The following is a 24180-nucleotide window of genomic DNA, read 5'->3' as shown; positions in this document are numbered from 1 at the left end:
TCGTAGCCGGTGCGGATGAACTCGGCCCAGGACGGCCGGACGGCGGCGCGGTCGGTGAAGGCGTAGGTTGCCGGACTGATCGAGGGTTTTCCAGCACTGTTCCAGGAACTCGCTCGTCATGTCGAGGGCGAATCGGAACAGATCCTCCTTGGTGGAGAAGTACTTCTGCGCCGCGCCCGCGGACACCCCGGCCTCGACGCCTTCGCGCGCGACGATGCGCAGGAGGGCGACGTTCGGCGCGGTCCACGATCTTCGGCACGGACGCATCCTCTCTCCTGCGGCGGGCGGACCGTGACTGTGTGGATTTTGGGACATCTGACGTCCCAAAATCCACACAGTCCTACCTCTGCGCGACCCACCTTGCCGTCCGGCCAAGCCGCCTCGCCTGACCGCCACTTTTTAGAATTCAGTCGTATCCGAACAGGGGTACTGGGGTAGACGAAGTGGCGCAGAAACGGCGAGCGGAGGAGAACCAGCTCGCCATGGCGCTGACCAAGGGCCCGGCGGAGGTCCTGGATTTCCTCCTGCCGTTGTGGGTGGGGAGTGGTCCGGCCGATGGCGGGCTCGCTCGCGGACCGGGGCGACCGGGCCGGATCGCGGCCGCCGGGCTGTCCTCTATAGACAGTCCTTTGTGGTCTACGCGGTGGCGTCGGACATCGGGGTCGCCTATCCGGCCACTGTTCTTGGCGGCGCGCTGTTCTGGGTCGCGTTGCGGGCCAGGGCGGGGGAGGGGCTCGCGAGGTCCGCGCAGGTGCGAGAGCAGTGCGCACCACGACTGCCGCAATCGGGCAAGAGGATGCGCCCGATACTCGCGCTCGTCGCGTTGACCGAGCTCGGCGGTGCTCGCGGTCATGTGAGTCCTGTTCGGGCCTCGGCCGGGCGATGGGGATCTACGAGAGCGCGACGCTACTCGGAGCGACGATCGGGACCTTCCTGGCGGGTCAGCTCTACGGCTCGGACGCCGGCCGGCGCGTCGCCTGTTTCCCGTGGAACCACGAAAAACGTTGTCACAAAAGGAAAAGCCGGTGCCCCGCATGATCGAGGACAGTTCGCAAGCGGCCGAATCGGTGACGGAGGAGGCGAACAAGCGCGCGAACCCGCTCCGGAACTGGGTGATACACGCCGGGGTGTACGTCGTCGCGCAAGGCGGCTCTGGCGATCACCGGATACAGCTGGCCTGTCGAGGCGGTGTTCGGCGGCCCTCGCGCCGCCGACTGGTTCTGGAACTCGAGTGGTCACTGACTGTTGAACCGCGGCCGGATCAGGCCTTATTGACATGTTGTCTAACATGACACTATGTCTCACAAGTGGGTGACGGCCAGCGACGGTGTCCGCCTCTCGGTCCGGGTGACCGGTGTCGACGACGCGCCCACGGTGGTGCTCGTCCACGGCTATCCGGACAACGGCTCCATGTGGGACGGCATCGCCGCCTCGCTGGAACGCCGCTACCGGGTCGTCGTCTACGACGTCCGCGGCGCGGGCCGTTCGGACAAGCCTTCGGGACGCGGGTCCTACAAACTGGACCAGTTGTCCGATGACCTCGCCGCGGTCGTCGACGAGGTCCAGCCCGAGGGCAAGGTCCACCTGCTCGCGCATGACTGGGGCTCCATCCAGACCTGGCATTCGGTCACCGGGGACAGGCTGCGCGGACGGCTCGCGTCGTTCACGTCGATCTCCGGGCCGAGCCTCGACCACGCGGGCGCGTGGTTCCGCGCGCAGGTGCGCCCCAACCCGAAACGGCTCAAGAACGCGCTCGTCCAATGGGCGCATTCGACCTACATCCTCGGGTTCCAGATCCCCCTGATCCCGCAGGTGCTCTGGCGTACGGGCGCGATGGGCGCGCTCATCGGCCGGATGGACCCGGCGGCCGCGGCCCCGTCCACTTCGGACGGCCTGTACGGGCTCAACCTCTACCGCGCCAACATGTTCACGCGCCTTTCCCGGCCGCGGCCGCGGCACGCCGAGATCCCGGTGCAGGTGCTCGCGCCCACCGGCGACAAGTTCGTCACCACGCCGCTGCAGACCGAGATCGAGCGCTGGGCGCCGGACCTCCGGATCCGCCGGATCGTCGGCACGCACTGGGTGGTCCGCGAGAAACCACAGGTGATCGCCGACGCCACCGCCGAACTGATCGACCATGTCGAAGGCGGTGAGGAGAGCCGTGCGCTCAAGCGGGCCCGGTCGGGCGGTTTCGCGCACAAGCTCGTAGTGATCACCGGCGCCGGCAGCGGGATCGGCCGTGCGACGGCGCTCGCGTTCGCGGACAAGGGCGCCGATCTCGTCATCACCGACATCAACGGCTCGGCCGCCGCGGACACCGCGAAACTCCTGCGGGACAAGGGCGCGACCGTCGGCGAGTACACAGTGGACTCCTCCGACGCCGAAGCGGTCGAGAAGTTCGCCCAGCGGGTCAAGGAGGAGTTCGGCGTCCCGGACATCGTCGTCAACAACGCGGGGATCGGCCTGTCCGGCCCGTTCCTCGACACGACGGTCAAGGACTGGGAACGCCTCATCGACGTGAACCTGTGGGGCGTCATCCACGGCTGCCGCGTCTTCGCCGAGCAGATGCGCGAGCGGGCCGAAGGCGGCCAGATCGTCAACGTCGCCTCGGCCGCCGCCTATCTGCCGTCGAAGATCCTTTCCGCGTACGCCACCACGAAATCCGCCGTGCTGACCTTGAGCGTATGCCTGCGGGCCGAGTTGGCCGCCGAGAACATCGGCGTCACCGCGATCTGTCCCGGCATCGTGAACACCAACATCACCAGCACCACCCGGTTCGTCGGCGTCGACGACATCGAGCAGAAGCGGCGCCAGAAGTCGAGCAGCAAGCTGTACGCGAAACGCGGCTTCGGTCCGGAGAAGGTCGCGCGCGACATCCTGCGCGCCGTCGAGAAGGACAAGGCCATCCAGCCGTCGACCCCGGAGGCCAAGGCCGCGCTCGTCCTCTCCCGGCTCACCCCCGGACTGCTGCGGGCCGCGGCGAAACTGGACGTCACCCCGTGACCTCCGCCAGACGCCCTCGCCGGATGTCGCCGGAGGCGCGCCGTGAGGATCTGATCCGCGCCGCGCTGGACCTGTTCGGCTCGCGCGCGCCCGAACTCGTCACGGTCGACGACATCATCGCCCGCGCCGAGGTTTCGCGGCCGCTGTTCTACCGGTACTTCTCGAGCCTGCGGGAACTGCAGGTCGAGGCGCTGAAGACGGTCACCGAAGGGCTCATCGACGGCCTCGCCGGACTTGAGGAAGGCCCGCCCGAAACCCGGCTGCGGGCCGCCGTCCGCGGCCTGATCGACGTCGCCGACCACTACCGCGCGGGCTATGTCGCGCTGTTGCGCAGCGGCTCGGTGATCGCGACGTCGGAGACGGACGCGGCGATCGACGAGGTCCGCAACCGCGCCGTAGAGCTCATCCTCGGCGCGCTGGTGGTGCCGGAACCCTCGCCGATGCTCCTGCTGACCTTGCGTTGCTGGACCGCGGTGGTGGAAGGCGCTCTGCTGAGCTGGCTGCAGGAGCGTTCCGTGCCGCGTGAGGTGCTGGACGGCTGGCTGGTCGATCAGCTCACGGCGATGCTCGCGACGACCGAACGACACGAGCAGGCAGTGGGCCTCGTGAGTGGTAAGGACGGTTAGAACCGTCCTTACCACTCACGAGATCCCAGCCTAGGACTGCTTCGCGACCAGGTCCCAGCCTTCGACGTCTTCCGGCTTCCGCGGCTCCGGCCCGACGTACTTGGCCGAGGGGCGCACGAGACGACCGGTCTTCTTCTGCTCCAGGATGTGCGCTGCCCAGCCGGCGGTGCGGGCCGAGCTGAACATCGCGGGCATCATGTGCGGCGGCACCTGGGCGAAGTCCAGGATCACGGCCGCCCAGAACTCGACGTTGGTCTCGATCGGGTGGTCCGGACGCCGCTCGCGCAGCTCCTTCAGCGCCACCTGCTCCAGCTCCGCGGCCGCCTCGTAGCGCGACGCGCCGAGCTCCTGGCAGGTCCGGCGCAGCACGCGCGCCCGCGGGTCCTCCGCGCGGTACACCCGGTGGCCGAAGCCCATCATCCGTTCCTTGCGGTCCAGGATGCCCTTGACCAGGCCGACCGCGTCACCGGTCTTCTCGACCTCTTCGATCATCGGCAGCACCCGCGCCGGCGCGCCGCCGTGCAGCGGACCGGACATGGCGCCGATCGCGCCGGACAGCGCCGCGGCGACGTCGGCGCCGGTCGAGGCGATGACCCGGGCGGTGAAGGTGGAGGCGTTGAGACCGTGCTCGGCGGCCGAGACCCAGTAGGCGTCGATGGCCTTGACGTGGGCCGGGTCGGGCTCGCCGCGCCAGCGGACCATGAAGCGTTCGGTGATCGACTTCGCCTCGTCGACCCGGGTCTGGGGGACGGCGGGCTGCCCGATGCCGCGGGCGGACTGGGCGACGTACGAAAGCGCCATCACGGAGGCGCGGGCCAGCTGGTCGCGCGCCTCGTCGTCGGTGATGTCGAGCAGCGGCCGGTAGCCCCAGATGGGGGCGAGCATGGCCAGCGCGGCCTGGACGTCGACCCGGACGTCGCCGGTGTGCACCGGCAGCGGGAACGGCTCGGCGGGCGGTAGCCCGTGGCCGAAGCGGCTGTCGACGAGCAGACCCCAGACATCACCGAAGGTCACCTTGCCGGCGAGGTCCTCGATGTCGACACCGCGGTAGCGCAGCGCGCCACCGTCACGGTCGGGCTCGGCGATTTCGGTCTTGAAGGCGACCACACCTTCGAGACCCGGTCGGAAACCGTCGTCGACCTGGTCGGACGGCTTGGTGCTGATCGTGGAGGTACTCACTGTGGTGAAACCTTTCGACGCGCATTCCCCGGCTTTGTGTTTCATGCGTGGACGGGATACACGCAGCGAAGGCGCGCCTCATCGCACGGATGGACAAACTTTGCTCCACGTCGGGGCCTGGGGCAATCGAAAGATGTGGTGCTTTCGGTCACGATTACGAGAACGATTCAGTGAAATCGGCCTTCGTACGCGAAGAGTTACGGTTTCGTTCACTTTGCGTGTACCGGACGCCGAGGTAAATCCTGTGTTTCGAGAACCGGCGGCGCGCGCTTTCCGGTGATAGACCTTTCCCATGCACCTGAGCCCCCAGGAACGGGACAAACTGCTCATCCACGTCGCGGCGGACGTGGCTCGCAAACGCCTGGAACGCGGGGTCCTGCTGAACTATCCCGAGGCGGTCGCCCTGATCACCGATCACGTCCTCGAAGGCGCCCGTGACGGCCGGACGGTGAGCGAACTCGTCGCGAGCGGGCGTTCGGTGCTCTCGCGGGCGCAGGTGCTGGACGGAGTGCCGGAGATGGTCGATTCCGTCCAGGTCGAAGCCACTTTCCCGGACGGCACGAAGCTCGTCACCGTGCACGACCCGATCGTTTAGGGAGGCCGCGAGTGCGACCAGGGGAGATCATCACCGGCGACGGGCCGGTCGAGCTGAACCCGGGCAGGCCGCGGGTCCGGCTGCTCGTGCGGAACCTCGGCGACCGGCCCGTCCAGGTCGGTTCGCACTACCATTTCGCGGCGGTCAACCCGGGGCTCGAATTCGACCGCGAAGCCGCGCGAGGACATCGTCTCGACGTGCCCGCGGGAACTTCGGTGCGTTTCGAACCGGGCGTCGAACGCGAAGTCGACCTCGTCCCGCTGGCCGGGAACCGCACGGTGCCCGGATTGCGGATGGAGTCCTGATGCCGTCGATCGATCGCGAGCGTTACGCCGAACTGTTCGGACCGACGACCGGCGACCGGATCCGCCTCGCGGACACCGATCTGCTCGTCGAAGTCACCGAAGACCGCAGCATGGGACCGTCCGGCAGCGGCGACGAGGTGCTGTTCGGTGGCGGCAAGGTGATCCGCGAATCCATGGGCCAGGGAATGGCGACCCGGGCCGAAGGCGCGCCGGACCTGATCATCACCGGCGCGGTGATCCTGGACCACTGGGGGATCGTCAAGGCCGACGTCGGCGTCCGCGACGGCCGGATCATCGGCATCGGCAAGGCGGGCAACCCGGACACGATGGACGGCGTGGACCCGGCGCTGATCGTCGGCCCGTCGACCGAGGTCCTGTCCGGCAACGGGAAGATCCTCACCGCGGGCGGGATCGACTGCCACGTCCACTTCATCTGCCCGCAATTGACCGACACCGCTTTGGCGTCCGGCCTCACCACTCTCGTCGGCGGCGGGACCGGACCGGTCGAGGGCAGCAAGGCCACCACCGTCACGCCCGGCGCGTGGAACCTCGGCCGGATGCTGCAGGCGATGGACGGCCAGCCGGTCAACGTCCTGTTGCTGGGCAAGGGGAACACCGTCCGGCACGAGGCCTTGCGCGAACAGCTCGCCGCCGGCGCGGGCGGGTTCAAACTGCACGAGGACTGGGGCAGCACCCCGGCCGCGATCGACGCGTGCCTCACCGTGGCTGGCGAATCCGGTGTCCAGGTGGCGATCCACACCGACACACTGAACGAGGCGGGCTTCCTGGAGTCCACTGTGGACGCTATCCGGAGCCGCTCGATCAACGCGTACCACACCGAAGGCGCGGGCGGCGGGCACGCGCCGGACATCATCCAGGTCGCCGGACTGCCCAACATCCTGCCGTCGTCGACGAACCCGACGCGTCCGCACACCGCGAACACCCTCGACGAGCACCTCGACATGCTCGTCGTCTGCCACCACCTGAACCCGTCCGTGCCCGAGGACCTGGCGTTCGCCGAAAGCCGGATCCGGCCGACCACCATCGCGGCCGAGGACGTCCTGCACGACCTCGGCGCGATCTCCATGATGAGCTCGGATTCGCAGGCGATGGGCCGGATCGGTGAGGTGATCATCCGGACCTGGCAGACCGCGCACGTGATGAAACGGCGACGCGGCGCGCTGCCCGGCGACGGTGCGGCCGACAATCTGCGGGCTCGCCGCTATGTCGCCAAATACACGATCAACCCTGCGATCGCGCACGGGATGGACCGTGAGATCGGCTCGGTGGAGGTCGGGAAACTGGCGGATCTCGTGCTGTGGGAACCGAAGTTCTTCGGTATCCGGCCGCATGTCGTGCTCAAGGGCGGCTTCCCGGCGTGGGCGGCGATGGGCGACGCGAACGCGTCCATCCCGACACCGCAGCCGGTGCTCGCGCGGCCGATGTTCGGCGCGGCCCCGGTGGTCGCCGCCGGGAGCAGCTTCCATTTCGTGGCGCCGGAAGCTCTCGAAAGCGGGGTGGCCGAACGGTTCGGCATCGCGCGGAAGCTCGTGCCGATCGCGAACACTCGCTCGCGGGGCAAGGCCGACATGGTGCTCAACGACGCGACGCCGGACATCCGGGTCGATCCGGACAGTTTCGCCGTGCACGTCGACGGCGAGCTGATCGAGCCGCGACCGGTGACGGAACTGCCCATGGCGCAAAGGTACTTCTTGTTCTGATGGACCTCTCCGCGCTCATCCTCGCCGACTCCCGCTTCCCCGGGGGCGGCCACGTCCATTCCGGCGGGCTCGAAGAGGCCGTCGCCAGGAAGCTGATCACGCACGAACGCGACCTGCCTGGCTTCCTCTCCGGGCGCTTGCGCACCGCCGGTTCGCTGGCCGCGGTGTTCGCCGCCGCCTCGGCGCACGCGGCCGCGCGGAACGTCCGGAGTGGACACTGGCGGCGGCTCGATCTCGAACTCGACGCCAGGACGCCTTCGCTCGCGCAGCGGGAGGCGTCGCGCGCACAAGGCCGTGGGACGGCGAGGGCGGGCAAGGCGGCGTGGCCGTCCTCGGTGCTTTCCCAGCTGCTGAACGAAACCCCGCGACCGCATCATCCGGTGGTGGTCGGCGCCCTGGTCGGGGTACCCTTCGACGCCGCGATGGCGGTGGCCTACCTCGCCGTCAGCGGACCCGCGAGCGCGGCCGTGCGACTGCTCGGTCTCGACCCGTTCGCCGTCAACGCCGTCGTGGCAAGGCTTTCCCATGAGGTCCGGGAGGTTTCCCTGCGTGCCGCCGAGGTCGCGGGCGACGATCCGGCCGATCTCCCGGCGCCGGGTTCCCCGGCGCTGGATCTGTTCGCCGAGGCACACGCCCGGCACCACAAGGAAGAGGTGCGTCTCTTTGCCAGCTGAGCACGGTCACGGACACGGTCACGTGCACCCGGTCAACTTCGACCCGACCGCCGCCGAACCCGATCATTTCGACCAGGCGCCGACCGCGGGCCGCGCGTACCGGATCGGGATCGGCGGCCCGGTGGGGAGCGGGAAGACCGCGCTCACCGCGGCGCTGTGCCGGGCGCTCGGCGACGAGGTGAACCTCGCCGTCGTCACCAACGACATCTACACCACCGAGGACGCCGATTTCCTGCGCAAGGCGGGAGTGCTCGACCCGGCGCGGATCGAGGCCGTGCAGACCGGCGCGTGCCCGCACACCGCGATCCGCGACGACATCACCGCGAACCTCGACGCCGTCGAACGGCTGGAGGAGCGGTTCCCGGGGCTGGACCTGGTGATCATCGAAAGCGGCGGGGACAACCTCACCGCGGTGTTCAGCCGGGGACTCGCCGACAGCCAGGTCTTCGTGGTCGACGTCGCCGGCGGCGACAAGGTGCCACGCAAGGGCGGGCCGGGCGTCACGACGGCGGATCTGCTGGTGATCAACAAGATCGACATCGCACATCTGGTCGGCGCGGACATGGACGTGATGACCTCGGACGCGCACCGGATGCGGGGAGGACTTCCGGTGATCACACAGTCTCTTGTGGACACCCCGAACGCGCCGGCGGTCGCGGACTGGGTCCGTTCGCTCCTCCCCGTCCGCGCGGGGTGAAGGCGCACGCGCGGCTGACCGCCTGCTTCGAGGGCGGCCGGACCGTACTGCGTGAGCTGCGCTCGATGGCGCCGATCACGCTCCTTCCCAAACGGGGCACCGGTGTGACGGCGGTGGTGCACCTGGTCAATTCGGCGACCTCGCCGTTGGGTGGCGACGAACTCGAGCTGACCATCCGTGTCGGTGCCGGTGCTTCGCTACGGCTCTCCGGGGTCGCGGCGACCATCGCTCTTCCCGGCCTTCACGGCGAGGGAAGTTCGTCTCTTGTGGACGTCGTCGTGGATGCGGGCGGTTCGCTGGAGTACCTGCCGGAGCCGACCGTGGTGACCGCCCGGGCGCGGCACACCGCCGTGTTCCGGGCCACTTTGGCGCCTGACGCCTTCTTGCACGCGCGGGAGGTGCTGGTCCTGGGCAGGGCCGGTGAGCGGGCCGGTTCATTGGTGACGACGCAGCATGTCACGCGGGGTGAAGTGCCGGTGTTGCGGCAGACGTTGGAGATCGGAGACTCAACTTTGGACTCCAGTCTCGCGCATCTCGCCGGACGGCGGGTGCTGGCGACCGATCTGGTCGTCGGGGGCCCTTCGGTTCCCGCGGCATCCGGCGAGTGGTGGTCGCGGACGCCGCTCGCCGCGGGAGGAACGCTCACGACGTCGTTGGCGCCGGACGCCGTGAGCGCGCTCCGGATCTTCGACGACCGCGGGTGACCTTTGGCTTCCGCCTTTGGTCCCGGAACCCGTCACTCGTGTGCTTGAAGCCGTGACTCGCGTGCTTGGAGGTGGAACTGCGTGATCCGCCTCTAAGCACGCGAGTTCCGTCCCCGGTCACGCGTGCTGCCCTGTCAGAACTTGGTGCCCAGCCAGGTCATCGCGACCGGACCGCCCGCCGAGACGCCGCCGATGTGTCCCAGCAGCGGGAACTCCTGCCAGGTGACGTCGGCGCCGAGGGCGCGGTAGCGGTCACGCAGGCCCTTGCCGACGGACAAGGGGATCAGTTCGTCCAGTGAAGCGTGATAGAGGTAGACCGGCGCGCCCGGTTTGGTCTTGCCCGCCAGGTTCTCGCCGAGCCGGGCTTGCCAGCGCGGGTCCGACGAAACGTTCGGCACGGTCGTGAAGTCGTTGAGCCGCGCGAAAGGCGCCGCCGCGCCGAGTTCGACGGTGCACGCTTCCTTGACCTTCGCGACGGCCTTCTCACCCTTCGCGTTGAGCACCTCGGTGAACGGCAGTTCCGGATACGCGGTCGCGTAACCGACGGCGGCACCGAGTACCAGGCCGAACGCCGGACCACCGTCGTTGAACTTCAGGACCGCGTTCAGGTCCGCCGGGACGCCGCCTTCCGCGACACCGACCAGGTTGACGTCGGGCGCGTAGGACGGCTGCAGTTCACCGGCGAACGCCGCGGCCTGACCTCCTTGCGAGTAGCCGAAAACGCCCACCGGCCCGGTCTTGGACAGGCCGGCCTCGGGGACCCGGGAGGCCGCGCGGGCGGCGTCGAGGACGGCCCGGCCTTCGGACTGGCCGACGGCGTAGGTGTGCGTGCCCGGGGTGCCGAGGCCTTCGTAGTCGGTCACGACGACCGCCCAGCCGCGCGAAAGCGCTTGGCCCATCAGGAGGACTTCGTTCTCGGACCCGTTCGTCAGCCGGGTCGACGGCGCGCAGCGGTCGCCGAGGCCGTGGGTGCCGACGGCGTAGGTGACCAGCGGGCGCGGGCCCTTCGTCCACGGCGTGTGCGGGACCAGCAGGATGCCCGACACCGTGTTCGGCTGTCCGGTGGCAGAGGTGGAGCGGTAGTCGAGTTTCCATGCCTTCGCCGGGGCGGTGGCGACGACCGGTTCGTAGTCGACCAGATCCCCGGGGGCGCTCGGCGCGGCTTGCGCGGCGGGCACGGCTGTCAGGGCGGCTGCGAGGGCTGAGACCAGAACTGTCCGAAGCGCCAGGCGCATTTCAGCCTCCAGTTTGGTAATTGAGATTTTCGCAATGTAGGCGGTGTTGCTACCATCTGGCAATCCCTGTTACCGAATCGGGGGAGGTCGAGTGGCCCGCACCTACGGCGGAGTCGCGCCCGAGCAACGGCGCGCCGAACGGCGTGAACGCCTGCTCTCGGCGGCCCTGGACCTGTTCACCTCGACGGGCTACCAGCAGGCGAAGATCACCGAGTTGTGCACGCGCGCCGGCGTCTCGACGCGGAACTTCTACGAGGAGTTCGAGAGCAAGGAGAAGGTGCTGCTCACCCTGCACGAGCGCATCAACGCCCTCGCGCTGGAGCACGTCACCGGCACCTTGGACCGCTTGGAGGACGCTGACGCGGTCACCCGGATCGGGACTCTGCTGGACGTCTTCGTCGGCACGGTGACGTCGGATCCCCGGATGCCGCGGCTGAACTACGTCGAGGCCGTCGGGGTCAGTGCCGCTTTGGAGGCGCAGCACCAGGAATGGGTCGACCGGTGGGCCGCGTTCATCGAGACCGAGGCCCGGCACGCCGCCGCGCACGGCGTGGCGCCGGATCGCGACTACCACCTGACGGCGATCGCGCTCGTCGGCGCGGCGACCGGACTGCTGCGCGAGTGGCAGGCGCACACCCCGCCGCTTCCGGTCGCCGACGTCGCCGCCGAACTCCGGGCCCTGATGCTGGCCGCGATCACCCGGCCCGCCTGACCCCTGCCCTGCCGCAATTCGGCACCTGCTTGCGGTGGTTCGAGGACGAACTATCGCAAGCAGGTGCCGAATTGCGAGGGCGGGGCGAGGGCGGAGAGGGTCAGGAGGCGGCGGAAGCGCGCCGGAAGGTGTTGTGCAGCACGGCCAGCAGCGCGTCCCGCACCGAAAGCCGAGCTCGTGCGTCGAACGTGATCAGCGGGACGTCCTCGCTCACCGCGAGTGCCCAGCGCACGTCTTCGAGGTCGTGCTTGAGCGAGCCGTCGAAGACGTTCACCCCGACCACGAACGGCAGTCCGGCCTTCTCGAAGTAGTCGACGGCCGGATAGCAGTCGTCGAGCCGCCGGGTGTCGACGATGACGAGCGCGCCCAGCGCGCCCAGCACGAGGTCGTGCCACATGAACCCGAACCGGTCCTGACCCGGCGTGCCGAAGAGGTACAGCTTCACCTCTTCGTCGATGGTGATGCAGCCGAAGTCCAGCGCCACCGTGGTGGTGGTCTTCGACGGCACCTCCCCGCCGGAGCCGTCGACGGCCGCACCCGCCGAGGTCATCGCGGCCTCGGTGGTCAGCGGTTTGATCTCGGAGATCGCGCCGACGGTGGTCGTCTTGCCGACCCCGAATCCGCCGGCGATGACGATCTTGACCGGAGTCGGCGGCTTGGCCGACGGCGGTTCAGCGAATTGATTCGAGTCCACGAATGACCCTTTCGATCATGCCGAGGTCCTGGGTGAAGGCTCCGGCCGGGCGACGGAGCACGACGTAGCCGAGTGCGGCGAGATCCGCCACGAGCACCCTGGCCACGCCGATGTGCAGGCCGAGCATCGCCGCCACTTCGGCGACGGATTTCGTTTCCCGGCAGAGGGAAACGATCTCCCGTCGTTCGAAGGTCAGCCTCGCGTGCGATGCCGCGCCGAGCCTGCTCGTGAGCACCTGAGCCTCGATTTCGAGCGTGCCGTCCACCGGCTGCGCGCGGCCGGCGGTGAGCAGATACGGGCGTAGCCGCGAGATGCCCTGTCCGGCGCCTCGCGGCTGGGGTACCTGATCGTCGCTCATTCCCTTGTCCCCTAGTCAGTTCAGCTGCCGACGCTCTTCTTGAGTTCTTCGATCAGCGCGGGGGTGAGCACCTCGGTCGCCCGGTTGGCGAACATCGCCATCTCGTAGGCGATCGTGCCCAGGCTGGCCTGCTTGGTGGCGAGCACGCCGAGCGAACAACCGATGCTGATCGTGCAGACCAGCAGGTAACCCTGCTCCAGCTCGATGATGATCTTGTCGGGCGAACCGAGCGGGTGGCTCTCGGAGACACCGTGCGCGAGGCCGAGCATCGCCGAGCAGATCGCCGCCAGCCGGTCGGCGTTGGCCCGTTCCAGCTCGGACGACATCGCGATCAGCAGGCCGTCGGCCGAGACGGCGATCGCGCCCATCGCGCTCGCCGTGTTCTGTGCGAAGCGCGTCACCAACCAGTTGAAGTTCCGGGCTTCGACGCTGACTCCGGTCGTCATCTCTTGCTCTTCTCTCTCTGTTCCATCTCCGGGTTGACGGCTTTCTCCAACCCGTCACTGAAGGCGTCGAACGCGGCACGCTCGGCCTCGGGGTCACGCATGCCCTTGGGCTTGGTGGTGTTCAGCGCCGCCCGCGCGGTCTGATGCCGCGCGGCCGGTCCTTTCGCCAGTCCCGGCGCCAGCTGGGCACCGGGGACCCGCCTGGTGAGACCGCCGCGGGAGGCGGCGGGCACCGGTGTCGGGGTCGGCATGGGCGGGGGAGCCGGGTCGGTCGCCGGCGGTGCGGTGGCCTTCGCGAGTCCGGCCTCGAAACCGTCGAAGGCCGCTTTGGCCGCTTCTGGATCATGCCTGGACTTCTGCCGCGCCGGCGCTTCGGGGGCGCCGGGAAGCTGCGCACCCTTGACCCGCCGCCGCAGCCCGCCACGGGTCTCCCCGGAATCGGCGGCGGTCAGCGTCGGCGCGGGGGCCTGGAACGCGGGCAACGGTTCGGGCAGCGGTGTCGGCAGCGGTGTCGGCAGTGGCGCGGGTTCCGGGATCTCCCCGTCGGTCTTGCGGAACCACCGGAAGTCCTTGGGACGCTGACCGTCGCGCGGGATCATCCCGGCGATCGCCAGCGCCGGCGGCTCGTGTCCGGCCTTCTCCCGCGGCTCGGGCCGGGACGGCGGTTCGGCCTCGTCACCCGGTTCGGCCGTCGGCCACACCGGCGGCGCCGGGACGGACTTCGGCGCGGGCGGCCGGTAGGTCAGCAGATTCGGCGGGACGGTGAGCCGCGCGGTGATGCCCGCGCCCGGCTCGGTCTCGGTCAGTTCGACCTTGAGCCCGTGCCGCCGCGCGAGGCGTCCGACCACGAACAGCCCGAGCACACTGGTCGGCGCCAGTTCGAGCCGCTCGCGTTCGACCAGCCGCCGGTTCTCCTCGGCGAGCCGTTCGGCCGTCATGCCGATGCCCTGGTCCACGATCACGATCAGGCAGGAGCCGTCGGGCAGGATCTTCGTCCCGACGTCCACAAAGGACTCCGGCGGGGAGAAGGACGTCGCGTTCTCCAGCAGCTCGGCGAAGATCAGCACCAGATCGGAGCCGAACGGCGACGACAGCAGGACGTCACCCATCGAACCGAGCCGGACCCGCTGGTAGTCCTCGATCTCCGCGAGCGCCGAACGCAGCGCCGTCGACAGCTCGATCGGACCGGAGATCCGGGCCTCGTCGCGGTTCCCCGAAACGACGAGGAGGTTGTCCGCGTTCCGGCGCAGGCGGGTGGAAAGGTGGTCGAGCCGGTAGAGGCTCGCCAGCAGGGCGACGTCCTGCTCGTTGCGCTCCAGTTCGTCGACCAGCGCGAGCTGCCTGCCCACCAGGTTCTGCGTGCGCTTCGCGACGTTGGCGAACATGAGGCCGACGTTGCGCCGCGTGACGGTCTGCCGTTCCACCAGTTCGGCCGCGGTGGACTGCACCCGGTTGAACGCCTCGGCCAGCTTGCCGAGTTCGTCCTGCGAGGACACGTCGATGGTGGCGAGCCGCGGCGCGAGTTCTTCGTCCTGCTCGGTGTCGGTGACGCGGACCAGTTCGGTGCTCGCGAGGTCCGCGACCGAAGTCGCCGCCGTGGTCAGCTTCCGCAGCGGATCCGCGATCGACCGGCTGACCGCGATCGCGAGACCACCGACCAGCAGGAACAGCACACCGGCGCCGATACCGATCGTCCACGCCAGGTTCTGGGCGGCGTCGGCCCGCGCGGTCGCGGCGTCGGTGATGCCGGTGGTGACCGCGTCCTGGGTGAGCCGTCGCTGGTTCGACTGGGCGTCGACGGCGCCGAGGATGTCCGGCAGCAAATTCTGCACGGCCTGCGGGCCCCGTGCCTCCGGGAGCCTGCTCTCCAGCGCGTCGACCCGGCGGCCCGTCTCGCCCTGCTCGACCGCGACGACCTGCGTGGCCTGGCTGACGTCGGCCTGCTGCACGAACCGTTCGAGGAACAGCGACGACTGCTGCTTCGCGTCGGCCAGCACCGGCGCGCCGGATTCGGGGGTGACCAGCACGATGATCAACGCCATGCCACGCAACGAGTTCTCCTCGTTCGCGCGCAGCAGCGCGTCGAGCGCGGTCAGCTGCCGGGTGCCTTCCGCGTCACTGGTCTGCTGCGGGACGAGGCGGAGCGAGTTGATGACCGCGTCGATCACCGCGTGGTACGTCCGCGCCACGCTGTCCAGCGAGGCGCCGCGCCGGAGCGCGTTCTCCCGGATCTCGTTCAGCGACCCGATGCGCACCAGCGCCGCCGCGAGTTCCTCCGGTGCGTCCGCGCTCAGCTGCGAACGCACCTGGTTCACCGTTTCCGCGACGACGCTCTGCTGCTTCAGCATCGCCGAACTGCTCGCCGACGAAGACGCGATGTAGTGCGCCGTCAGCAACCGCTCCCGCTGCAGTTCCCAGGCGAGCGTGCCGAGCGCGCGGGCCTGCGACGCGACGTCGGCGGTGGTGCGGGCGGACCGGGCGTCGTCGATCTCCCCGGCGACGTAAGGCACCGACACCAGGACCACGGCGGTCAGCGGCAGCATCAGGAGCAGGTTGAGCTTGCCCCGGATGCCGAGGTGGGCGAGCAACCCGGAACGCGCGACGCGTTCCGGCCGGGACTTCCCGTGCCTCATGGTCACCTTTCTCCCCGGCTCCGCCCGAGGTGTCCGCGGTGCTGCTCCCGGACGAGGTCTTCGATGGACGCGCGCAGCGCGACGAACTCCGGCGCGCGTTTGACCGCGAGGTCGCGTTCACCGGGCAGGCCGACCACGATGTCCGCGGCGACCCGGCCCGGATCCGAGGCCAGCACCACGACGCGTCCCCCGAGGAACACGGCCTCTTCGACGTCGTGGGTCACCATCAGCACGGTGGTGTGCGTGTCGGTCCAGATCCGGCGGATCAGGACCTGCATGTCCTCTTTGGTCTGGACGTCCAGCGCGCCGAAAGGTTCGTCCAGCAGCAGCACGTCGGGCTCGCACGCCAGCGCCCGCGCGATCGCGACCCGCTGCTTCTGCCCGCCGGAAAGCTGTTTGGGCAACGACTTCCGCAGGTGATCGAGCCCGGTCTCTTCGAGATACCAGTCGATCCGGCGCGCCCGTTCGGCCTTGTCGAGGCTCAGCAACTCCAGTCCGAACGCGACATTGCTCTCCACCGTGCGCCACGGGTACAGCGCGCCGTGCTGGAACACCAGGCCGCGATCCGGGCCGGGGCCGGTCACGGCGTCGCCGTCGAGGGTGATCAGGCCCTCGGTCGGTTCGGTCAGTCCGGCGATCAGCGACAGCAGGGTCGACTTGCCGGACCCGCTCGCGCCGACCACGCAGACGAAGTCGCCGCGCGCGACGTCGAGGTCGATCCCGTCGAGCGCACGGGTGGTCTCGCCACGGACCGTGTAGTCCTTGGCGACGCCTTTCAGCTGAAGCGTCATGCCGCCCACTTCCCGACTCTGGCCCGCAGGAGCCGCAACGCGATGTCGATGACCAGTCCGAGCAGGCCGATCACGATCAGCAGCGCGAAGATCCGGTCGGTCTGGGTGAATCGCTGCGCCCGCATGATCCGCAGACCGAGCCCGGCGGTGGCGTTGATCAGTTCGGCGACCACCACGAAGTTCCACGCGGCCGCCGCGTTGACGCGGGTCGCGTCGATCATGCCGGGCAGCGCGTGCGGGACGATCACCTTGCGCAGGACCTCGCCGCGCCGCGCGCCGAGCGTGTAGGACACGTCGATGAGGGAACGCGGCACCCCGCGCACGGCGTCGGCGGTCATCAGAGTGTTGAAGAAGACCGTGCCGAGGAACAGGACGGCGACCTTCGACGGCTCGCCGAGGCCGAGCCAGATCATCAGCAGCGGGATGAACGCGCTCGCCGGCAGGTAGCGCAGCATCGCGATGACCGGTTCGAACAGTGCCAGCCCCGCGTCGAACGTCCCCATCACGATGCCGAGCGGAACCGAGACGAGCACCGCGAGCCCGAAGCCGAGCAGCACCCGCTGGGTGGTGGCCCAGAGGTCGCTGAACAGTTCACCCGACTCGATCATCTTCAGCAGCGCGTCGAACACCGCGACCGGGGTCGGCAGGAACAGGGGTTTGATGGTGCCCAGCGCGTTCAGCGTCACCCAGATCAGCAGCGGGATCACGAACGAGGCGACCGCCAGCGTCCACCGCCAGCGCGCGGGGATCGGCGTCCGGAGCGAAAGCAGCGGGGAGGCGTTCGGCTTGAGACCCGCCCGGCGGGGCAGCGGCGACCAGTCCGGTCGCGTGCCACGCCGCTCTTCCTGCGCTTCGGCGAGCCGCTGCTCGTCTTCGAGACGGCGCGCTTCGGCCTCGTCAGCGGCGTCCGTCCGCTGAGCGGCCCGCCCCGCCGCGTCCGTGGCGCTCACTTCACCGCCTTGACGTACTGGTCGTCGAACAGCCCGTCGAAGTTCGGACGGCCCTGGGCGAGCCCGTTGGAGACGATGAAGTCGGCGATCTTGCCGGCCTGGAAGTTCAGATGGGCGGGGGTGACGCCGGGGGTGAACGCGTCGAGGTTCTGCTGCTTGGTGAAGATCGTGGTGCCGGCGTCGTAGGTCTTGTACTCGTCGATCGACACCGCACCGCGTTTGGCCATGATCCGCACGGCCTCGTCCCGGTTCTGCTTGATCCAGTCGATCGTCTCGAACCAGGTGCTCACCAGCGCCTGGACCTCCTTCTTGCGCTCCTTCGACATCTGCTCGGAGACGACGAGGTGGTCCGGGATGGCACCGGGGAATTCGGCGGAGGTCGCGATCGCGCGGCTGCCGGGGCGCTCGAGCGCCTTCGTGGTGAACGGAGCGAAGGCGGCGACGGCGTCGACCTGCTCGCCGACGAACGCGGCCGCGGCGGCGTCGGTCAGCAGCGGGACCAGTTCGACGTCCTTCTCGGTCAGCTTCGCCTCCTGCAGCGCGAGCAGCAGGAGGTAGTGGTCGACGGTGCCCTGCTCGACGGCGATCTTCTTGCCCTTGAGGTCGGCGACGCCGGTGATCCCCTGCCGGGCGATGATCTTGTCGTTACCGGTCGAGTTGTCGTTGACCAGCACCACCGACAGCTTCGCGCCACCGCTGACCGACGCGAGGGTGTCGTTCAGCGTCTGGCTGTTCGCGTCGATCGCGCCGGAGGAGAGGGCGTTGATGCTCTCGGTGTAGCTGTCGAACCACTTCAGGTCGACGGTCACGCCGTTCTTCTCGAAGAGGCCCTTCTCCTGGGCCACCGCCCACGGGAACCAGCCCGGCCAGGCGCTGTAACCGATGGTGACCTTGGTGCCGGAAGCGGCCGTGCTGTCGGAACAAGCCGAAAGGGCGGTCACGCCCGCCAGCGAAAGGGCGCACAACAACGCCGTCACGAGACGGCGGGAACGGGAAATCACAACGCACTCCTGGGGAAGGGGAGTAACTCGGGCGTGGAAAAGTTCCGGCTGTTCGAGCGCAGGACTGATCGACCGGTGTCGAACTCCCTCACGGAAGCCCGGCCGGCAATAGCGGATGGTGTGGCCGCACACCCGGCCGTCCCCACCAGAACCTCTGAACACTCTGGATAGAGGTGATCACCCCGTTGCTCTCGGCGGCGATCCTATCGAGTGGCGCAAGGTCTACCTAGTGTGATCGTCGGCTCTTGCATGATTCGCTGTCACATTCCGCTAAAACCGGCCGTTCGCCCCAATGGGCCCACGTTCGTTCCCGGGCGGGCCAGTCTCGCCTGGTGGGCAACCCCGCGCCGGGCGTCGTGCGTCCATCGGATGGCGGGTGAAAGCTTCGCCCGTCTTCTGGAGGGAGCGGAAGATGAAATTTCGTTCGGCCGCGTTGTGTGTCGCGGGGGCGGCGATCTTGTCCACCTTGGCCGGTGCGGGGCAGGCGAACGCGACCAGACCGTCGAGTCTGGTCTTGAGCCCGAGCGCCGTCGCCGCAGGTGGGACGGTCACCGCGGATATCTACTGCCTGCGCCCGTCGGGTGCGGGCGAGCTCGCGACGACCCTCGTCGCGGACGGGCTCGCCGCCCCGATTCCCCTGCGCGTGGTGGGGGACGGCGGCACCGGCGGCATCGGTGTCGCGTTGCGCGGCGACGGTCCGGTGGGGACGGTGCCGGGGCGGTACACGGCGTCGTACGACTGCTGGGGCTGGATCGTCCGCGCGGAGTTCATTGTCACGAACTGACAAGCGGGACAGAAGAAGCAAAGGCCGGCGCCGGGACGCAATTGCCGTCCTGGAGCCGGTCTTCGCGGCGTCTTCTGGCACATCTTGCGGAGATGTGCCGGGGGTGTTTCGGGGACGGTAATTTCTGTCATTTGACAGAATTAGCCCGGGCGGTAGGCGGACGCCGCCGCGGAAAGGTGAATTAATTATTCGCGAGCGCCTGAATGGTCGACGAAATAAAAGTGAAAACGGGTGGTCGGCAATTCCTTGTTCATCCGCGGGACCAGGTCTGTCCAGGCGATTTCCACGGTTTCCGCAGCCGAAGGGGTTCGGCTTCGGAAGGTGCGCGCGATTTCGTGGGCGGCCCGGACTGTTCGGAACAAGGCGCCGGAGGACCGGCGTTCGACCTGGATCGATCAGGTGCGGCCAGGTAACGGGGAGGTGACGGCTTGCGGTCCAGCGGCTACACACAGATGATCGGGCAGGGGTGGCGGGTGTCACCGTTCAGTGGGTTTCGCCGCCGCCCTCCAGGCAATACCGTCGGCGGCGAAGCCGAGTTGTAGCCCCGACCGGGTACGGAGGTTTGGCGGATGATGCCGGAGATCAAGGATGGCGCTGTCGACGGTGACGACGCCGTCGTTCGCCTGCCCGGAATGAGGGTGGCCTACGAAGGGGCCGCCTTCGACGAGTCCGCCCTGGCGGAGACCTGGACCGCCCAGCTGCAGGACTGGCTGAACCAGGCCGTCTCCGCCGGGGTCGCCGAACCGAACGCGATGGTGCTCGCCACGGCCGACCCGGAGGGCAGGCCGTCCTCCCGGACCGTCCTGTGCAAGGGCCTCGACGAACGCGGTGTCGTGTTCTACACGAACTACACCTCGACGAAGAGTCACGACCTCACCGCGACGCGCTACGCGTCGATCACCTTTCCGTGGTACGCCCTGCAGCGTCAGGTCCACGTGCGCGGCGAGGTGGAGAAGGTCAACGTCGCCGAGACCGCCGAGTACTGGGCGTCCCGTCCGCGGGGTTCGCAGCTGGGGGCCTGGGCCTCGCCGCAGTCCCGCGTCGTCGACGGCCGCCGCGCCCTCGAGACCGCGCTTCACGGCATCGAGCGCCGCTTCGCCGACGTCGAGAACATCCCGTTCCCGCCGCACTGGGGCGGGTGGCGCATCCGGCCCGACGTCGTCGAGTTCTGGCAGGGCCGCGAGGACCGCATGCACGACAGGCTCCGCTACGTCCGCACCGACGACGGCTGGCAGATCGAGCGCGTCGCGCCGTAATTTTTTGTCTGTGTTTTTCTGTCGAGCGCTGACGAAAAGCGCGCCGAAGGGGCGCCGGTGCCGCTTGCAACTCTCGTTGGGAGCGGAGGGCGCCCCTTCATCGCGTTTTCGTGGGCCTTCGGCCGAAAGAGGGCGCTCGACGGTGAAGTCTCCCGTCGCGCTGACGCGCTTACGGGAGACCGTTGGGTCACCGGGCCCCGGTGCGGTTGCGATGGGGGCTTTCACCGCGTCTGATGCGGGGAAAGTTCCCTTCGGTCACCGGGTGACCTAAATCGCGCGCGGTTGGTTAGTTAGCGCGGCTAAGCTGTCTGGTTGTGAGTGACGACGTGGGGGTTGACCAGCGTAAAGGCATCCGCAAGCTGTTCGGCTCGATCGTCGTCGACACCCGGCCGCTCAAGATCCCCGCGTTCCGCCGCCTCTGGCTGTCCACCGCGGTCACCGCGGTCGGCAGCCAGCTCACCGCCGTCGCGGTCCCCAAACAGGTCTTCGACCTCACCGGATCGTCGGCGTACGTCGGCCTGACCGGCCTGGTCGCCCTGATCCCGCTGCTCGTCTTCGGTCTCTGGGGCGGCGCCGTCGCGGACGCCGTCGACCGCCGCAAGCTCCTGCTCGTCACCAACGTCGGGGTCACCCTCACTTCGGCGGTCCTGTGGCTCCAGGCCTTCTTGAACATCGGCTCCGTCTGGCTCGTCCTGGGCCTGCTCGCGGTCAACCAGGCGTTCTTCGCGATCAACATGCCGACCCGCGGCGCCGTCGTCGCCCGGCTGGTCCCGGACAACCTGATCGCGCCCGCCACCGCGCTGAGCAGCACGATGTCCACCTTCGGCGCGGTCTTCGGCCCGCTGCTCGCCGGTTCGCTGATCCCGATCCTCGGCCTCTCGACGCTTTATCTGGTCGACGTCGTCGCGCTGACCGCCACCCTGGTCGCGGTCTACAAGCTTCCCCCGATCCCGCCACTCGGAGAGATCGCGCGCCGCGCCGGCCTCCGCGACATCGTCGACGGCTTCAAATACCTGGCGACGCAGAAGATCCTGCTGGCCTCGTTCCTCGTCGACATCATCGCGATGGTCGCGGGCATGCCGCGCGCGCTGATCCCGGAGATGGCGGAGCGCACCTTCGGCGACCCGCCCGGCGGAGGACCGGCGCTGGGCTGGCTGTACGCCGCGCTCCCGGCGGGCGCGATGCTGATCGGTCTCTTCTCCGGCCGGCTGACCAGGATCCGCAAGCAGGGTGTCGGCGTGATCGTCTCGATCTGCGTCTGGGGCTTCGCCGTCGCCGGGTTCGGCCTCGCGCCCTCGCTGTGGCTCGCGGTGTTCTTCATGGCGCTCGCCGGGGCCGCCGACATGGTCAGCGCGATCTACCGGATGTCGATCCTTCAGGTCGCCACCACCGACGAGATGCGCGGGCGGTTGCAGGGCGTGTTCACCGTCGTCGTCGCGGGCGGCCCGCGGATCGCCGACCTCACCCACGGCTGGGCCGCCGCCGGTGTCGGCACGGCCGCCGCTGCCTCCGGCGGCGGGGTGCTGGTCATCGTGCTGGTCATCGGCGCGGCGCTGCTGATCCCGTCATTCTGGCGGTACCGGGCCCCGGTCGATTGAGCCGTTCGGTCTATCGTCGGGCCCATGCGTTTTTCACGGGCGATCATCCTGTTCGCCGCTGTCATCGCGACCCTTTCCGCCTGTTCGTCCGGGGACGACAAGGCGGACAACGTGGCCAAGCCGTCGAGCCAGGCTCCCGCTTCCTCCGCCGCTCCCACCGGTGGCGCCGGTTCGAAGGAGCCGTGCGCGCTGCTGTCCGCCGAAGCGGTCGGCAAGGTGGTTTCCCTCCAGGGTGTGACGTCGGCGCCGGGCCCGGTGCAGGACCACGCCGCCAACGGCGGCAAGGCCAAGAGCTGCGTCTACTCCGCGGGCGGCAAGGAGCTCGGCGCGCTCGCCGTGACCAGTTTCGAGGGCAAGAAGCTCAAGCCCGCCGAGATGGTCACCGCGCTGAAGAAGGCGAAGGCGGGTGCCAAGGACGTCGCCGGGATCGGCGAAGGCGCCGTCTACTACGTCACCGGCGAGAACAAGACCGCGACCCTGGCCACCGCCGAACTCGTCGGCGGCGTGCCGGTGCTGGTCAACTACACCGGCCCGGCGAAGATGACGCAGGAGATGATGGTCCCGCTGGTGAAGACCGCGGTCGACGCGAACTGACGGAATTACCCGGAATCGCGCTTCGTCAACCCGTGACGAAGAACTGACCAAATCGGACTGTCGGCCACAGACGTGATGCGGCACACTCTTGCCGCATGGCGGACACGACGACAACAGAACAGACCGGTCCGGCCGGTCAGCCGAGCCTCAAGCGGGTGATGGGTTCCAAGCTCCTGCTGTTCTTCGTGGTGGGGGACATCATCGGGACGGGCGTCTACGCGCTCACCGGCCAGGTCGCGGGCCGGGTGGGCGGCGCGCTGTGGCTGCCGTTCCTGCTCGCGTTCGTGGTCGCGTTCATGACCGCGTTCAGCTACCTGGAACTGGTCGGGAAGTATCCGCAGGCGGCGGGGGCCGCGCTCTACACGCACAAGGCGTTCAAGATCCGCTTCCTCACCTTCATGGTGGCGTTCGCGGTGATGTGCTCGGGGATCACGTCGGCCTCGTCGGCGGCGAAGGCCTTCGGGGACACCTATCTCAAGGAGTTCATCACCGCGCCGATGCCGCTGGTGGCGATCCTGTTCGTGATCGGTCTCGCGCTGATCAACTTCCGCGGGGTCTCCGAATCGGTGAAGACCAACGTGGTGCTGACCTGTATCGAGATCGGTGGGCTGCTGATCATCATCGGGGTCGGCGTGTGGGCGGTGCTGAACGGCAACGGGGACGCCTCGCGGCTGGTCGAGTTCGACACCGAGAACCAGACCATGCTGGTGGCGATCACTTCGGCGACATCACTGGCCTTCTTCGCGATGGTCGGTTTCGAGGACTCGGTGAACATGGCCGAGGAGTGCAAGGACCCGATCCGGATCTTCCCGAAGGCGATGCTGTGGGGCATGGTCATCGCCGCGACCATCTACATCATGGTGTCCGTGACGTCCTCGCTGCTGGTGCCCGCGGACGATCTGGCGGCGGCCAAGAGCAGCGCGCTGCTGAAGGTGCTCGACGTCGGGGCGCCCGGTTTCCCGCGCGAGGTGTTCTCCGCGATCGGTCTGTTCGCGGTGATCAACTCGGCTCTGATCAACATGCTGATGGCCAGCCGTCTGCTCTACGGCATGGCGAACCAGCGGATCATCCCGAAGCAACTGGGCATCGTGCACCCGTTCCGCCGCAGCCCGTGGGTGGCGATCGTGTTCACCAGCCTGATCGCGATCGCCCTGGTGTCCTTTGTGGACATCGGCGTGCTCGGTGGCACCACGGCGTTGCTGCTGCTGGCGGTGTTCGCCATCGTCAACGTCGCCGTCCTGGTGCTGCGCAAGGAAAAGGCGGCGCACAAGCATTTCCGCGCGCCGACGATCGTCCCGGTGCTGGCCGCGATCTTCTGCGTCTACCTGGTGACGCCGTTGTCCGGGCGGCCCGCGCGCGACTACAAGGTCGCCGCGATCCTGCTCGGCGTCGGCATCGTGTTGTGGGGGATCAACTGGCTCGTCATGCGGGCCACGCACCGCGAAGAGGACCGGGAGCCCATCGAGCCGCCGGTCGGCTGAGCGCTAGGGCGTGTTTCATAAGCCAAGTTCGCGGTCTTCGCGCCCAGGTGGTCCCTGGTGGCACGGCGGGATGCGCCCGAGTACGACCCGGTACGAGGGCGATCCCGCCGCACCGCCAGGAACCACCTGGATCACGAAGCCCA

General features: G+C 68.7%; 23 protein-coding genes. 14 read left to right on the top strand and 9 right to left on the bottom strand.

Features of this window, described 5'->3' with window-relative positions; translation table 11 throughout:
* Positions 1-1311: 1311 nt before the first annotated feature.
* Both H074_RS27395 and H074_RS27390 read left to right on the top strand, forming a co-directional pair.
* A complete protein-coding gene (locus H074_RS27395) occupies positions 1312-3003 on the top strand; it encodes an SDR family oxidoreductase (RefSeq protein ID WP_007033327.1) in 1692 nt (563 codons plus the stop codon).
* A gap of 23 nt (positions 3004-3026) precedes the next feature.
* On the top strand, positions 3027-3629 hold the full coding sequence (locus tag H074_RS27390) for a TetR/AcrR family transcriptional regulator (RefSeq protein ID WP_007033326.1): 603 nt from the start codon (positions 3027-3029) through the stop codon (positions 3627-3629).
* A 30-nt stretch (positions 3630-3659) separates the two neighbouring features.
* Here the strand turns inward: H074_RS27390 and H074_RS27385 are convergent, their stop codons facing one another.
* Positions 3660-4808: a citrate synthase 2 gene (locus H074_RS27385; RefSeq protein WP_039923558.1), complete on the bottom strand. Its 1149-nt coding sequence runs from the start codon at positions 4806-4808 to the stop codon at positions 3660-3662.
* 292 nt (positions 4809-5100) lie between these two features.
* Between H074_RS27385 and H074_RS27380 the strand changes: the two genes are divergently transcribed.
* From H074_RS27380 to H074_RS27355, 6 genes are read left to right on the top strand one after another with little or no spacing between them, the layout of a single operon-like run.
* Entirely contained in the window at positions 5101-5403 is a 303-nt protein-coding gene (locus H074_RS27380; RefSeq protein WP_007033324.1) for an urease subunit gamma, read from the top strand.
* An 11-nt stretch (positions 5404-5414) separates the two neighbouring features.
* The gene (locus H074_RS27375; protein ID WP_007033323.1) at positions 5415-5708 is read left to right on the top strand and encodes an urease subunit beta; all 294 of its coding nucleotides are present in this window, start codon (positions 5415-5417) and stop codon (positions 5706-5708) included.
* On the top strand, positions 5708-7429 hold the full coding sequence (locus H074_RS27370; protein WP_007033322.1) for an urease subunit alpha: 1722 nt from the start codon (positions 5708-5710) through the stop codon (positions 7427-7429). Before H074_RS27375 ends, H074_RS27370 begins: the two co-directional genes overlap by 1 nt.
* Positions 7429-8103 (top strand): urease accessory protein UreF, encoded by a 675-nt coding sequence (locus H074_RS27365; RefSeq protein ID WP_007033321.1) that lies wholly within the window; start codon positions 7429-7431, stop codon positions 8101-8103. Before H074_RS27370 ends, H074_RS27365 begins: the two co-directional genes overlap by 1 nt.
* Entirely contained in the window at positions 8093-8800 is a 708-nt protein-coding gene (gene ureG, locus H074_RS27360) for an urease accessory protein UreG (RefSeq protein ID WP_039923523.1), read from the top strand. The genes H074_RS27365 and ureG overlap by 11 nt, the downstream gene beginning before the upstream one ends.
* Positions 8797-9504 carry an urease accessory protein UreD gene (locus tag H074_RS27355; protein ID WP_007033319.1) on the top strand — a complete coding sequence of 236 codons (708 nt, stop codon included), beginning with the start codon at positions 8797-8799 and terminating at the stop codon, positions 9502-9504. The genes ureG and H074_RS27355 overlap by 4 nt, the downstream gene beginning before the upstream one ends.
* 134 nt (positions 9505-9638) lie before the next feature.
* Here H074_RS27355 and H074_RS27350 read toward each other — a convergent pair whose 3' ends face one another.
* Positions 9639-10739 carry a lipase family protein gene (locus H074_RS27350; RefSeq protein ID WP_007033318.1) on the bottom strand — a complete coding sequence of 367 codons (1101 nt, stop codon included), beginning with the start codon at positions 10737-10739 and terminating at the stop codon, positions 9639-9641.
* A 91-nt stretch (positions 10740-10830) separates the two neighbouring features.
* Between H074_RS27350 and H074_RS27345 the strand changes: the two genes are divergently transcribed.
* Entirely contained in the window at positions 10831-11451 is a 621-nt protein-coding gene (locus H074_RS27345; protein ID WP_007033317.1) for a TetR/AcrR family transcriptional regulator, read from the top strand.
* A 100-nt stretch (positions 11452-11551) separates the two neighbouring features.
* Here the strand turns inward: H074_RS27345 and H074_RS27340 are convergent, their stop codons facing one another.
* Genes H074_RS27340 through H074_RS27310 form a run of 7 tightly spaced genes read right to left on the bottom strand, consistent with a single transcriptional unit; the run spans position 11552 to position 18324 of the window.
* The gene (locus tag H074_RS27340) at positions 11552-12145 is read right to left on the bottom strand and encodes a GTP-binding protein (RefSeq protein ID WP_007033316.1); all 594 of its coding nucleotides are present in this window, start codon (positions 12143-12145) and stop codon (positions 11552-11554) included.
* Positions 12123-12503: a DUF742 domain-containing protein gene (locus H074_RS27335; RefSeq protein ID WP_007033315.1), complete on the bottom strand. Its 381-nt coding sequence runs from the start codon at positions 12501-12503 to the stop codon at positions 12123-12125. The genes H074_RS27340 and H074_RS27335 overlap by 23 nt, the downstream gene beginning before the upstream one ends.
* 20 nt (positions 12504-12523) lie before the next feature.
* Positions 12524-12949: a roadblock/LC7 domain-containing protein gene (locus tag H074_RS27330; protein ID WP_005156032.1), complete on the bottom strand. Its 426-nt coding sequence runs from the start codon at positions 12947-12949 to the stop codon at positions 12524-12526.
* Entirely contained in the window at positions 12946-15582 is a 2637-nt protein-coding gene (locus tag H074_RS27325; RefSeq protein ID WP_007033314.1) for a sensor histidine kinase, read from the bottom strand. Before H074_RS27325 ends, H074_RS27330 begins: the two co-directional genes overlap by 4 nt.
* A gap of 2 nt (positions 15583-15584) precedes the next feature.
* Complete coding sequence (locus H074_RS27320; protein ID WP_039923521.1) at positions 15585-16373, bottom strand: ABC transporter ATP-binding protein; 789 nt, start codon at positions 16371-16373, stop codon at positions 15585-15587.
* The gene (locus tag H074_RS27315; protein ID WP_007033312.1) at positions 16370-17323 is read right to left on the bottom strand and encodes an ABC transporter permease; all 954 of its coding nucleotides are present in this window, start codon (positions 17321-17323) and stop codon (positions 16370-16372) included. The genes H074_RS27320 and H074_RS27315 overlap by 4 nt, the downstream gene beginning before the upstream one ends.
* Positions 17320-18324 carry an ABC transporter substrate-binding protein gene (locus tag H074_RS27310; RefSeq protein WP_007033311.1) on the bottom strand — a complete coding sequence of 335 codons (1005 nt, stop codon included), beginning with the start codon at positions 18322-18324 and terminating at the stop codon, positions 17320-17322. Before H074_RS27310 ends, H074_RS27315 begins: the two co-directional genes overlap by 4 nt.
* 412 nt (positions 18325-18736) lie before the next feature.
* Between H074_RS27310 and H074_RS27305 the strand changes: the two genes are divergently transcribed.
* The 5 genes from H074_RS27305 to H074_RS27285 all read left to right on the top strand — a co-directional run bounded on the left by H074_RS27305 (position 18737) and on the right by H074_RS27285 (position 24037).
* Entirely contained in the window at positions 18737-19108 is a 372-nt protein-coding gene (locus H074_RS27305) for a hypothetical protein (RefSeq protein WP_007033310.1), read from the top strand.
* A 569-nt stretch (positions 19109-19677) separates the two neighbouring features.
* The gene (gene pdxH, locus H074_RS27300; protein ID WP_007033309.1) at positions 19678-20364 is read left to right on the top strand and encodes a pyridoxamine 5'-phosphate oxidase; all 687 of its coding nucleotides are present in this window, start codon (positions 19678-19680) and stop codon (positions 20362-20364) included.
* Between the two features lie 314 nt (positions 20365-20678).
* A complete protein-coding gene (locus tag H074_RS27295; protein WP_007033308.1) occupies positions 20679-21962 on the top strand; it encodes an MFS transporter in 1284 nt (427 codons plus the stop codon).
* A 24-nt stretch (positions 21963-21986) separates the two neighbouring features.
* A complete protein-coding gene (locus H074_RS27290) occupies positions 21987-22556 on the top strand; it encodes a hypothetical protein (protein WP_007033307.1) in 570 nt (189 codons plus the stop codon).
* A 95-nt stretch (positions 22557-22651) separates the two neighbouring features.
* The gene (locus tag H074_RS27285; RefSeq protein WP_007033306.1) at positions 22652-24037 is read left to right on the top strand and encodes an APC family permease; all 1386 of its coding nucleotides are present in this window, start codon (positions 22652-22654) and stop codon (positions 24035-24037) included.
* The last annotated feature ends 143 nt before the right edge of the window (positions 24038-24180 follow it).

The sequence above is a fragment of the Amycolatopsis decaplanina DSM 44594 genome (genome assembly GCF_000342005.1).
Lineage (GTDB): Bacteria > Actinomycetota > Actinomycetes > Mycobacteriales > Pseudonocardiaceae > Amycolatopsis > Amycolatopsis decaplanina.
Note: the sequence above shows the minus strand (reverse complement) of the source record. Positions and strands in the feature narration are given on the sequence as shown.